Source organism: Paenibacillus baimaensis (assembly GCF_025567575.1).
The window spans coordinates 54422-67628 of sequence record NZ_JAOQIO010000036.1 but is presented as its reverse complement, the minus strand read 5'-3'; the positions used below and the strand labels follow the sequence as shown (position 1 = coordinate 67628).

The 13207-nt window shown below is 45.4% G+C and carries 12 protein-coding genes; all 12 read left to right on the top strand.

All coding sequences use genetic code 11. The features are described from left to right. The first annotated feature begins 99 nt into the window (after positions 1 to 99). The 12 genes from OB236_RS12410 (at position 100) to argB (ending at position 13151) form a co-directional block, all read left to right on the top strand. Positions 100 to 507 (top strand): flagellar protein FlaG, encoded by a 408-nt coding sequence (locus tag OB236_RS12410; RefSeq protein WP_262684286.1) that lies wholly within the window; start codon positions 100 to 102, stop codon positions 505 to 507. 35 nt (positions 508 to 542) lie between these two features. Then, a complete protein-coding gene (fliD, locus tag OB236_RS12405) occupies positions 543 to 2099 on the top strand; it encodes a flagellar filament capping protein FliD (protein WP_262684285.1) in 1557 nt (518 codons plus the stop codon). 30 nt (positions 2100 to 2129) lie between these two features. Further along, positions 2130 to 2528 (top strand): flagellar export chaperone FliS, encoded by a 399-nt coding sequence (gene fliS, locus OB236_RS12400; RefSeq protein WP_262684284.1) that lies wholly within the window; start codon positions 2130 to 2132, stop codon positions 2526 to 2528. Next, complete coding sequence (locus tag OB236_RS12395; protein ID WP_262684283.1) at positions 2521 to 2856, top strand: flagellar protein FliT; 336 nt, start codon at positions 2521 to 2523, stop codon at positions 2854 to 2856. Before fliS ends, OB236_RS12395 begins: the two co-directional genes overlap by 8 nt. Before the next feature lie 391 nt (positions 2857 to 3247). Continuing rightward, positions 3248 to 3445, top strand: coding sequence for a cold shock domain-containing protein (locus OB236_RS12390; protein WP_076233479.1), 198 nt, complete (start codon positions 3248 to 3250; stop codon positions 3443 to 3445). Between the two features lie 217 nt (positions 3446 to 3662). Continuing rightward, complete coding sequence (gene hpf, locus OB236_RS12385) at positions 3663 to 4208, top strand: ribosome hibernation-promoting factor, HPF/YfiA family (protein ID WP_262684282.1); 546 nt, start codon at positions 3663 to 3665, stop codon at positions 4206 to 4208. Positions 4209 to 4428: 220 nt separating this feature from the next. Beyond that, positions 4429 to 6939, top strand: coding sequence for a preprotein translocase subunit SecA (gene secA / locus OB236_RS12380; RefSeq protein WP_076233477.1), 2511 nt, complete (start codon positions 4429 to 4431; stop codon positions 6937 to 6939). Between the two features lie 115 nt (positions 6940 to 7054). After that, positions 7055 to 8174 (top strand): peptide chain release factor 2 gene (gene prfB / locus OB236_RS12375; protein WP_262684281.1). Its coding sequence is split into 2 segments (ribosomal slippage): positions 7055 to 7126 and positions 7128 to 8174, totalling 1119 coding nucleotides; the frame shifts between segments, so codons are not numbered across the junction. A gap of 275 nt (positions 8175 to 8449) precedes the next feature. Further along, positions 8450 to 9340: a YitT family protein gene (locus tag OB236_RS12370; RefSeq protein ID WP_262684280.1), complete on the top strand. Its 891-nt coding sequence runs from the start codon at positions 8450 to 8452 to the stop codon at positions 9338 to 9340. A 274-nt stretch (positions 9341 to 9614) separates the two neighbouring features. Further along, positions 9615 to 10664, top strand: coding sequence for an N-acetyl-gamma-glutamyl-phosphate reductase (gene argC, locus OB236_RS12365; RefSeq protein ID WP_262684279.1), 1050 nt, complete (start codon positions 9615 to 9617; stop codon positions 10662 to 10664). An 88-nt stretch (positions 10665 to 10752) separates the two neighbouring features. Beyond that, entirely contained in the window at positions 10753 to 11931 is a 1179-nt protein-coding gene (gene argJ, locus OB236_RS12360; protein ID WP_262684377.1) for a bifunctional glutamate N-acetyltransferase/amino-acid acetyltransferase ArgJ, read from the top strand. A gap of 440 nt (positions 11932 to 12371) precedes the next feature. Beyond that, positions 12372 to 13151, top strand: a complete 780-nt coding sequence (argB, locus tag OB236_RS12355; RefSeq protein ID WP_262684278.1) for an acetylglutamate kinase — start codon at positions 12372 to 12374, stop codon at positions 13149 to 13151. Positions 13152 to 13207 lie beyond the last annotated feature (56 nt).

Sequence of the window (13207 nt, the reverse complement as noted above, 5' to 3'; positions counted from 1 at the left end):
CAGTATTTTAATATAGGAAATCTAGTTCTTTTATCTAATAAAATAACAACCTCTATCCGATAAACATAGTAATTAGACGAATTGGATGGAGGTTATATTATGAATCATGTAAATGGTGTTAACACATCCGGTGGCACGGATCGATTTATCCCTGTAAGTGTAGTATCAGCTAGTGTAGAATCCTCTACAAATCCAATCAAAGATTCAGAAGCTGCCGTACTTACTATGCAGTCCACTACCGAGCTGAAGCAAGCTCAATTACAAGGGGAGCTTCTTCCGATCAGTGATGAAAATTTTATTAAGGCGATTGATAAGGCACTGAAGGCTATTCAAGGCAGGAATACAACGTTTGAATATTTAGTACATAAACAAACGAAACAAATTGTCATTAAAGTATTGGATAAGGATTCGGGTGAACTCATAAGAGAAATTCCTCCTGAGAAAAGTCTTGATTTCATATCGAAATTGATGGAGAAAGCGGGTCTATTCATTGACCAACGCAGGTAGAGTAATCTAAAACAAGTCAAAGCGGGTGATGAAATATGGCAGTAAGTCGTATGTCTGGATTGGCCTCCGGTATGGATATTGACGCAATGGTCAAGAAGATGATGTCGGCAGAACGTAAGCCTGTTGATAAAATGTCGCAGCAGAAACAGATATTGCAATGGCAGCGTGATGATTATCGTGAAATGAATACCAAGATATCTACTTACCGCAGTGACAAGCTCTCCTCATATAGGCTAGAAGCTACGTTTTCAGTAAAAAAAGCGGAGGTTTCCGGAAGTCCTGACTCGATAAGCGTGACTCCAACCGGGAATGCAGAAGTAGGATCGACCACTATTAAAGTAACAAGTCTAGCTACATCAGCTTCGAACTCTAGTGCCTCCAGTATTAAAGTTACGGACAAAACATTTGATCCAAGTGCTACTCTAGGCAGTCAAGATGACAATTTATTAGGTAATTTTACAAAAACAAACGGTGTGTATGATAAGCAGACCTTCAAAATCAACGGGACAGAAATAACCATAGATCCTGCTGTGGATTCTTTTAACGATGTTGTCAAACGAATCAATACCAAAACCAATGTTACAACCTTGTTCGATTCAGTGACAGGTAAAATTTCATTTAGTGCAAAGAATACGGGACTTACGAATATCAGTACTGATGGAAAAGTAACCAATATGGATAAAATTCAATTCAATGACGTCAAAGGTGACTTCTTAACCAACACGTTGAAGGTGACTACAGCCAGCGGGACAGCGGCGCAGAATGCGGTGTTTACCATTAATGGTTTGGAAACTACCAGAGACAGTAACACGTTTACTGTGAATGGACTCAAGATCACGTTAAAGTCACCGACGACTGGAATAGGTGCTCTTGTTAGTGTGCAAACGGATGTAGATAAAATAGTTGAGAATGTTAAAAGCTTCATAACCGATTACAATGAGATTCTGAAGGCGGTCAATGTTAAGAACAGTGAAGCGCGTTATCGGGATTATACTCCTTTAACCAGTGAACAAAAGACTGATATGAAGGAAGACGATATTAAACTATGGGAGAGCAAAGCAAAGAGTGGATTACTTAAAAATGACACCATTCTAACAACAGCTTCCAGCAATATGAGGTTTGATATGAGTACTCCTATATCAAACGGCAGTAAATATAACTCAATGGCCTCTCTGGGTATCTCAACAGGAGCTTATACTGAGCAAGGGAAATTGTACTTGGATGAAGAGAAGTTGCGAGCAGCATTGGCTGCTGATCCAGAGAGCGTGAAGAACATCTTAACACCCGTTGGCGATGGCACCAATAAATCAACTATGGGAGTAGCCCAACGTTTGTATTCGGATTTGAATAAGACTATCAGCAGCTTTAAGCAAAAAGCAGGGCTTCCCAGCGCCTATGATTCATCCGATCAGGACACCAGCTTGTTAGGAGCACAGCTTAATAGAATAAATAAAGAAATTAATGCCCAGAACAAAAATTTAACCATTATTGAGAACCGTTACTACACACAGTTTTCGGCTATGGAATCAGCTATTAATAAATACAACCAGCAGTCTTCCTATATATCGCAGAACTTTGGATCTGGTAAATAGGCTTATTAAGTTGAAGGGGGGCGTCTCATCATGATGAATTTAAATCAGAATAAGTATATGGAAAACTCCATTCGTACTGCTTCGCCTACACAATTATTGATCATGCTATGCGATGGTGCGATCCGTTTCTGCAAGCTAGGAATGGAAGCAATCAGAAAGAAGGAATACATCGAGGCAGGCTCCCATATTGGAAAAGTCCAAAATATTATTAACGAATTTGTATTGACATTGGATGTCAAATCTCCGGTAGCAGATGGGTTATTAAAGCTGTATGACTATCTTCTCCACCGATTAATAGAGAGTAATATCAAAAAAGATATTGCGATCATAGAAGAGGTCGTACAATTCTTGGTGGATTTGAAAGAAACATGGATAAGTGCTGCAACAGCAATCAGACAGGGAAATACTTCTGGAGCACAGCATGTATAAGGTATTTGAGCAATTAGAGAATGCAACTGTGCAGATGGTACATAATCTGGAGAACGCTACTTTCGAGAGTCTTGTTGAATTCGTTGAGCAGCGTGATTTGCTTGTTGAACAGCTGCGTCAAGCGAATTACGAGGGAGACGAGAGGGAACGTTATAGTACGGTGTCCAAACGCATTCTACAGCATGATGCAGTCATTCTTGCCAAGATGCAGGCGCTTCAAGATGAGGCAGCTCTTCATACTAACAAGTTTACCTCGAGCAAAAAACAAAAATCCGCATACGAAGCGGACTATACCTTTGATGGTGTGTACATGGATAGACGAAAATAGATGCACCCTAATTTTATTAGTACTCGAAGTCACCGTACAAACGGGTTTGTACGGTTATTTTGTATGTCATAAAACTGTAGTTTTTATGGATGTATTAGAGAATATATTCTTATACCTGTGATCCCTGGCCAATATTTCAGTGTATAAACCGGGTGAATTCTGTGGACAATGTGGATAACTCTGTGTACAACTTTTTTGAAAATAGCCATGTAAGCTTATTTCTATTGCATTTGTGCCTGTGAATTAGTTATTAACGTAATGTTAATACGTGAATTTTCTAAATATTTGGCTAACAAACCGTGGATAGAATTGACACCTGGAAAGGGAGGGTGATATATTCAAATTGTGGGTACAATGCGTACTGATTCAATCATAGAGGGGAATGTTTGGCATGCAGGGTAAAGTGAAATGGTTCAATGCAGAAAAGGGATATGGTTTCATCGAGCGTGAAGATGGCGGGGATGTATTCGTGCATTTCTCTGCAATCCAAACAGAAGGTTTCAAATCTTTGGATGAAGGCCAGGCAGTTGAATTTGATATTGTCGAAGGCGCTCGCGGTCAACAGGCTGCTAACGTTACCAAATTGTAGGTTTCGGTCTCTTTTGCCAATATGGCATAGATCATGATTAGATGTAGAGCATTCTTTTATCAGACAGCACCTCGCGGTTTTGTGCGGGGTGTTTTTTATTTGTCCGATTTGCTTGAACTTTATGGATTAAGGTTAAATGTGGAAGAGGATTGTAAAGATTCTTTGAAGATTAACGGGGATTATAGTATACTGGGTTCATGAAAGGAGGAGAAGTACAATGAAATTCAACATCCGTGGACAAAACATCGAGGTAACCGAAGCGCTGAAAGACTATGTTGAGAAAAAGCTGACCAAGCTCGAAAGGTACTTTGAAACTCCCCCTGCTTCAGAAGTAAAAGTAACGTTAAATGTAATTAAAGGATTACAAACCGTAGAGGTGACCATTCCATTAACGGGTGTCGTACTGCGGGCAGAAGTGAAAAACGCCGATATGTATGCTTCCATTGATCTGGTAACGGACAAGCTGGAAAGACAAATTCGCAAACACAAAACCAGAGTGAACCGCAAGATCCGTCAAGAGGGCGGCCTCCAGGATGCATTACGGGTAGATTCACCTGTACTGGTTGAGGAAGAAGATGAAGATTATGAATTGGTGAAGACCAAGAGCTTTTTAATGAAGCCTATGGATATTGATGAAGCCATTCTGCAAATGAATATGGTGGGACATAGCTTCTTCGTATTTTCCAATATGGAAACTGAACAAGTGAACGTCGTCTACAAACGGGATGACGGTAAATACGGCTTGATTGAGCCGGCTAGATAAGACAATGAACCGGGAGCTTGCCTGAATAGGGCAGGCTCCTATTAGATTGATAGAGCTTGAATAGATGAATGCCAGCATATATTGCCAAGGATGGTCAGGGAGAGCTTCTGGCGGTCCTTTTTGCGTAGAGGACGATGACAATTTTCAAGCTTCCTTGCGACTCGCGCTGCAAACTGCTACAATTTAAGGCAAACCGTTTTATAAAAAGGGAGATGGGCCCATGTTAGGACTCGTTAAAAAAATATTCGGCGATTCCAACGAGCGCGAAGTTAAGCGGCTGTGGAAAACTGTCGAAGTCATCAACAAGCTGGAGCCGAGTATCGAAGTATTAAGCGATGAAGAGCTGAGAAATAAAACTGTGGAGTTCAGGGAGCGACTGGAAAAGGACGAAACTCTGGATGATTTGCTGCCGGAAGCTTTTGCCGTCGTGCGTGAAGCGTCCAAGCGTGTATTGAACAAGCGTCACTATGACGTCCAATTAATCGGGGGTATGGTGCTCCATGAGGGCCGTATCGCGGAAATGAGAACCGGAGAAGGGAAAACCCTTGTTGGGACCCTTCCGGTGTATTTGAACGCTCTATTAGGCAAAGGCGTCCACGTGGTGACGGTAAATGATTACCTTGCTCAACGGGATAGCTCGGAAATGGGTAGAATTTACGAATTCCTCGGTATGACGGTAGGTGTAAACCTGAATACCCTGGAGCATGATGAAAAGCAGGCTTCGTATGCTCAGGACATTACCTACGGAACGAATAATGAGTTTGGCTTCGATTACCTGCGTGACAACATGGTGCTGTATAAAGAACAAATGGTACAGCGGCCATTATATTTTGCGGTTATTGATGAAGTGGATTCAATTCTGGTCGATGAAGCGAGAACGCCGTTAATTATTTCGGGACAAGCTGCCAAATCGACAGACATGTATTATATGGCGGATCGCTTCGTGAGTCGGTTAAAGGATGAAGATGATTATATTATCGATGTAAAAATGCGCTCTGTTACCTTAACGGAAGCGGGTGTTACCAAGGCCGAACAGACCTTTAACATTGAAAATTTATTCGATCATGCAAATGTGACGATTAATCACCATATTACGCAAGCCTTGAAAGCTCGTGTCATTATGAAACGTGATGTCGATTACGTGGTTCAAGAAGAAGAAGTCGTGATCGTTGATGAATTTACAGGTCGTATGATGACTGGTCGCCGCTACAGCGAAGGTTTGCACCAAGCGATTGAGGCAAAGGAACAGCTGAAGGTTCAGAATGAATCTATGACATTGGCTACAATTACGTTCCAGAATTATTTCCGGATGTATCGCAAGTTGTCCGGGATGACAGGAACGGCGAAGACCGAGGAAGAAGAGTTCAAAAAGATTTACGGATTGGATGTTATTATCGTTCCTACGAACCGTCCGATGATTCGTCAGGACAACGCGGATATTGTATATAAATCAGTGAACAGCAAGTTCCGTGCCGTTGTAGAAGAAATTGTGAAGAGGCATCAGAACAACCAGCCAATGCTCGTGGGTACGGTGTCCATTGAGAATTCCGAGCGTTTATCCGAGATGTTGAAGCGTAAGGGAATTCAGCATAAGGTACTAAATGCCAAATTCCATGCAGAGGAAGCGGAAATCGTTGCACGTGCGGGTCAGCCGGGTTCGGTGACAATCGCCACCAATATGGCGGGACGCGGTACGGACATCATGTTGGGCGATGGCGTACCAGAAGCGGGCGGATTGCATATTATAGGTACGGAGCGTCATGAAAGCCGTCGGATTGACAACCAGCTGCGCGGTCGTGCGGGGCGTCAGGGCGACCCGGGCTCCTCACAGTTCTATCTATCGATGGAAGATGAGCTAATGCGCCGTTTCGGTGCGGAGAACATCATGGGCATGATGGATAAGCTTGGTTTTGAAGAGGACCAGCCGATTGAGAGCAAGCTGATCTCCCGTGCGGTTGAATCGGCACAGAAGCGGGTCGAGGGTAACAACTTTGACGTGCGGAAGGTCGTCCTACAGTACGATGATGTGATGAATCAACAACGGGAAATTATTTATAAGCAGCGCCGCGAGGTACTTGAATCGGAAAACATTCGTGATATCGCGCTTGGGATGATTTTGCCGGTTGTGGAACGTATTGTAGAAGCGCATTGCCCTTCGGACCTGGTGCCGGAGGAGTGGGATTTGCAGGCTATTGTTGACTACGGAAACGGAACCTTCTTACAGGAAGGTCAACTGACAGCTGAAGAGCTGTGGGGCAAGGAACAAGATGAGATCACGCAGTACATCAAGGATCTCGTTCAACGTATTTATGAAGAGCGCGAGCAGATGATTGGCGAAGAATTTATGCGTGAGTTTGAAAAAGTGGTTGTGCTGCGTGCGGTGGATTCGAAGTGGATGGATCATATCGATGCGATGGACCAGCTGCGTCAAGGGATTCATTTGCGTGCCTATGGCGGTACCGATCCATTGCGTGAGTACCAGTTTGAAGGCTTTGCAATGTTCCAGGAGATGATCCAAAGCATTCAGGAAGAGGTTGCTACCTACATCATGAAGGCGCATGTGGAAATGAATCTGGAGCGTCAGCAGGTCGTCGAAATTCAGGCGGTACCGACGGACGGAGAAATATCTCTAAAAAAACCGGTCGTTAATGACGCCGACAGGATTGGTCGGAATGATCTTTGTCCTTGCGGCAGCGGCAAAAAATATAAACAATGTCATGGTGCTTCGTAAGCACAGTTTAGTAACAGCTACAATAAGCTACAAGGTGCAGGAAAAGGGATGCCGGTGGAATGAACCCGGCTCCTTTTTTTGAATAACAGATCACAATCATAAAGGAGACAACCCTATGTTGGAACCAGAAATAAAGCAGGATTTACGAGAAACAGCGGTGCGTTTGGCTGAGCTTAGGGGGTCTCTTTGACTTAGATCTGAAGCTGGAGCAAATCGCCAACTATGAGGAAAAAATGTCGGCTCCTGATTTTTGGGATGATAATGAGCAGGCACAGAAGCTGATTGCCGAGATGAATGCCATTAAAGGTGATACGGATCATTTCCTGCGGATGGCCGCTGAGTTTGAGGATCTGGAAATGCTGGTAGAGCTGCTTCAGGAAGAGCAGGATGACAGCATGGCAGCCGATATCGTGAAGGGAATCACTGCACTCGTTAAGGAACTGGACAGCTTTCAGCTGCAGTTGCTGCTAAGCCAGCCCTACGACAGGCTAAATGCGATTCTTGAGCTCCACCCGGGAGCAGGGGGTACAGAATCGCAGGACTGGGCGGAAATGCTGCTGCGTATGTATCGGCGTTGGGCGGAGAAGCGTAATTTCAAGGTCGAAGTGCTCGATTATTTGCCTGGCGATGAAGCAGGTGTCAAAAGCGTGACACTGTTGATCAGTGGGCACAATGCCTATGGCTATCTGAAGGCTGAAAAGGGTGTTCACCGATTGGTGCGGATTTCACCATTCGATGCGTCGGGACGACGCCATACCTCTTTTGTATCCTGTGATATTATGCCGGAAATCGATGACGATGTGGAAATTACGATTCGTACCGAGGATCTGAAAATTGATACGTATCGAGCGAGCGGCGCGGGCGGACAGCATATTAATACGACGGATTCGGCAGTACGGATTACGCATATGCCAACCGGAGTTGTAGTGAGTTGTCAGCAGGAACGATCGCAAATTAAAAACCGTGAGAAAGCAATGAAAATGCTCCGTTCCAAATTGTACGAAAGAAAAATCGAAGAGCAGCTGAAGCATCTGGCCGAGATCCGCGGTGAGGTGTCCGATATTGCCTGGGGCAGCCAAATCCGCTCCTATGTGTTTCATCCTTACAGCATGGTCAAGGATCATCGCACTTTGGAGGAGTCCGGCAATATAGGTGCGGTGATGGATGGCGATTTGGATGCCTTTATCGATGCGTATTTGCGTCAGCAGATTAAGCCGAAGGCAACAGAACAGTAAAATCAGTAATCGAAGTTTGGATAAACAGAGCAACTTGTCGTGTAAGTGACTGACAGGGTTCATAATTCATGTATGTTCAGTAAATCCTACACATAACCCATACCAAAACTTGAAAGCAGGGTTGAGGGCAGTGCAGCTGACTAAGAGCTGGAACTTATGCCTAATACAAGGCTTGATGAACAGGTATGGGAAGTGTGTGGATTTTTGTGCTTTCAGCTGAAATGGTCAAGGGTTCGATTGTGTCATTCAGATGAAGACAGACAGGGGTGTGAGCGATGAGAGTGCAGCGGCGAGAGCGGAGAGTGGAGAAGCTCAGGCGCAAGAGCAGGCGTGATATCGTGGTTGAGTATGGACTGCTGTTGTTGGGGTCCATGATCATAGCAGCCGGATTTAATATGTTTCTGAGTCCGAATCAGGTTGCATCCGGAGGGACTTCGGGTATCAGTATTATTGTACAGTCCCTTTTTGGCTTCGAGCCGGCAATAACCCAATGGGTTTTGAATATCCCTTTGGTGATGTTAGGAACGTATCTGCTGGGTCGTCAACACGGGGTCAAAACAGTAATTGGTGCTGTACTGCTGCCGCTGATTATTTTGCTAACCCGAAATTTGCCTGCTTTGACTAATAACCTGCTGTTGGCCAGCATCTATGGAGGTATTTTGCTCGGGATTGGAGTGGGTCTTGTTTTTCGTGGTAAAGGATCTACGGGTGGATTGGATTTGGCTGCACAAATATTGCATAAGTATACAGGACTGAGTCTTGGGTTGGCTATGGCGCTGCTGGATGGCTTTGTCATATTGACTGCGGGAATAGTGTTGTCGCCAGAAAAAGCTCTGTATGCACTCATCGGTCTGTTCGTGACGAGCAAGACCATTAATATTGTGCAGATTGGACTCAGCTACTCCAAGGTTGCCTTTATCATTTCGGATAAATCAGAGGAAATCCGTCAGCAAATTTTATTGGAAATGGATCGTGGGTTGACACAGCTGCAAGCTACAGGAGGATATACGGGACAGAATCGAATGGTTTTGATGGTGGTAGTTGGGCAAACCGAGGTCAACCGTCTGAAAGAATTAGTACAAAAGACAGACCCAACAGCTTTTGTCATATTGAGCGATACACATGAAGTACTTGGGGAAGGATTCAAATTCAATGGTCATGTATAAATGAAGGGGATATGAGGAAAGACGCGACAGGATGACGCCATAAACGTAACATAATCGTAAGAAGCTGAATATATACGAGCACAGTGTAGCATGGTAAAATTCATAGGGGCCTATAACATCTGAATCGCTGTTGTCTATCTTCAGGGAAGCAAGATTTATATATACGATCCTGCAGTTGAGGATTATTTGCAGTGGATTAAGTTTGAATAATTCATTGAATTATTATTCTTTTAAATGTATAATAATACATACTTTATGTTTGGGGGATACGGCTATGTCTATGAAATTAAGAGCTGCTATAATCGGGGCAACAGGATACGGTGGGGTTGAATTAATTCGACTGCTGCTAACGCATCCGCATGTGGAAATAACATCGGTTATTTCTTCATCCAACGCTGGTGCGCCACTTGCCGACGGATACCCGCATTTGAACCAGATTGTACTTGATAAATTGGATGCTATTGATGTGGAGCTTATTAAGCAAAAATCCGATGTTGTCTTTCTGGCGGCACCTCATGGAGTCGCAAGTGGATTGGCACCGCAGCTGATCGACGTTGGACTGAAAGTTATTGATGTATCAGGGGATTTCAGACTGCAATCAGGAGAAACCTACGAGCGATGGTATAAGCACAAGCCGGCTGATCCTGCTTATTTGGCAAAGGCGATCTACGGACTGGCCGAGGTATTTGGCGAAGAGGTAAAAGGATCTACATTTATATCCAATCCAGGCTGCTATCCTACCGCTACCTTGCTCGGATTAGTGCCGATCGTGAAGCAGGGCTGGGCAGACACGTCTTCCATTATAGTTGATGCCAAATCCGGTGTGTCCGGAGCAGGTCGAGGCTTGGGTTTGACAGCGCATTTTTCGGAAATGAATGAAAATTTCCTGGCTTATAAAGTAAATAAGCATCAGCATACTCCGGAGATTGAACAGGTGCTCGGTCGTGTTGCTGGGGAAGAAGTTGTCATTACCTTTACCACACATTTGGTGCCGATGACACGCGGGATTTTATCGACTATTTATGTTAATCTGAAACAGAAGCATACGGAAGATGAAATTATCGATCTTTATCGTCAGTATTATGAAGGACGTCGTTTTGTACGTATTCGCGAGAAGGGCAAATGGCCTGCAACCAAAGAAGTATGGGGCTCGAATTATTGTGATATCGGACTGTCTCTGGATGAGCGGACGGGTCGGTTGACGATCATTTCAGTCATTGACAATATTGTAAAAGGGGCCGGCGGTCAAGCGGTTCAAAACTTGAATTTGATGATGGGCTGGGACGAGGCGACCGGTTTGGCGTTCACTCCTGTATACCCGTAACTCGTAAAATTAAGGAGTAGATGAACAGGTGAGCAAGCAAACAAAGGAACTAGAACTATATTCGGTCGTGCCCGAGGGTTCGATTACGATGCCTCAGGGATTTCGTGCTGGTGGTCTGCATTGCGGTTTGAAAAAAACGAGCCGTTTTGATCTTGGTGTTATTGTCTGCGAGGTTCCCGCACAGGCTGCAGGCGTATATACACTGAATGCGTTTCAAGCGGCGCCGCTGCATGTAACCCGTGAGAGCGTAGCCGTGGAAGGCAAGCTGCAGGTGATGCTGGTTAATAGCGGTAACGCGAATGCTTGCACTGGCAAGCAGGGAGATACGGATGCGCGCGGAATGCGTTCAGCAGCAGCTGAAGCATTTGGTGTAGCGGAGCATTTGGTAGGCGTCACATCAACAGGCGTTATTGGTGAGCTGCTTCCTATGCCGAAGGTGCTTAGCGGTATCGAAAAGCTGCCTGCACAAGTGAAAGCAGATGGTGGAGAAGACTTTTGCCAGGCGATTCTGACGACGGATCTCGTGCAAAAGATGACCTGCGTACAGCTGAACGTTGGCGATAAGACGATACATATCGCGGGATCGGCCAAAGGATCGGGTATGATTCATCCGAATATGGCAACGATGCTTGGATTTATGACGACAGACGCCAATATTGAAAGCGCACAGCTGCAAAAGCTGTTGAACGCCGTAACGGATTCCACTTTCAATATGATAACGGTAGACGGTGATACGAGCACGAACGACATGGTTGTCGTGATGGCGAGCGGTCTGGCTGGTAACGATACGTTAACACCTGAACATCCGGACTGGGCTGCATTCGAAGCGGGCTTTAAATATGTTGGCGAGTATTTAGCCAAAGCGATTGCTCGTGACGGAGAAGGCGCAACGAAGCTGATCGAGGTCACAGTGGCCGGAGCTGCGACACAAGAAGCTGCACGTGCGATCGCCAAAACCGTCATCGGCTCAAGTTTGGTGAAATCCGCCTGCTTTGGCGCTGACGCCAACTGGGGACGTATTATTGCCGCTGTCGGCCGCGCCGGTCAGCCGGTTCAAACGGAAACCGTCGATATCAGCTTGGGCGATATTGTCGTACTGGAGCAATCCCGTCCGGTTAAATTCGATGAAGAACGCGCCGCTGAATATTTAAAAGGTGATCTGGTTGTCATCCATGTCAACCTGCACATGGGTAATGAAACTGCCACCGCTTGGGGCTGCGACCTTACTTATGATTATGTAAGAATTAACGCCGCTTACCGGACATAGGGAACCGAACAATTTTATTTGAACTCAACGAGCTAAAGCAGATTTTTATCCGAATCGTAAACAGCCATAATAACTATGTTAAAAATAATCAAGAAAACGATCACTGTCACTCCCTAGTCACTTTTCCCTGCTGTAAACGATGTGCGAATCGTTACAGCGTGTGCAGAGCGAAGAAATTGCACCCATCACTAAAACCAACTCCAAGCACCCAAATAAGCGTGTCCCGCAGGGACGAAAAGCGCTGACAGCATCACCAAAGTTCGCAAACGTTCCGCGGCCACAAGTAAAGCGTGTCCCTTAAGGGACGAAAGCGATGTAACCATGCAATACCATTAACAAGCACCAACAGCATCAGTATTCCTCGGCTTATAGGGGGAGTCCAGAGGGCACAGCCCTCTGGGGCCCTCCCTATCAGGGAGGGTTTGGGAGGGTAATCACCAATGTTTGTCATGAAATGTGGCGGTAGTACGCTGGCGGCGCTGCCTAATTCTTTTTTTGAAGATATGAAACGACTGCAGGATGAGCAGATCATTCCGGTAATTGTACACGGAGGCGGACCTGCGATCTCGGATACGCTCAGCAAGCTGGGCATCGAAACCGAATTCGTCAATGGGCTACGCAAAACGAACGAAGCCGTACTCAACGTTGTCGAGATGGTTTTATCAGGGCAGATTAATAAAGAGATCGTTCGCAAGATTCAGCTAGCGGGCGCAAAAGCAATCGGCATCTCTGGTGTGGATGGTCATTTGATTCAGGCAGAACCGGTAGCTAATGCCGATGAGGTTGGCTTGGTAGGTGATGTGACCCATGTGAACGCAGAGCTGCTGCAAGGCATCATCAAGCTTGGCTATATGCCGGTAATCGCTCCGGTTGGCCTGGGAGCAGACGGAGGTCAGCGCTACAATATTAATGCCGATACAGCGGCGGGTGCTGTAGCTTCACATCTGGGCGTGGAGAGAATGATTGTCGTGACCGATGTACCAGGCATTATGAAAACGATCAACGGCGAGAAAAAGGTGCTTCCGCTCGTTACCGTGCAGGAAATAAACGAAATGATTACAAGCGGCGATATTTATGGGGGCATGATTCCGAAGGTGCGTGCAGCGATCCAATGCATCCAAGGCAAGGTGAGTGAAGTTGTTATCGTTAACGGAGCAGAGCCGGAAGTGTTGAGCAGAGTCATTAAAGGTGCAGAGATCGGTACACGAATCGTCAGATAGCCGATGACCATGAGTTCCTCAAGCAGCAAGCAAGCGTAATGCAACAACAAACCAAT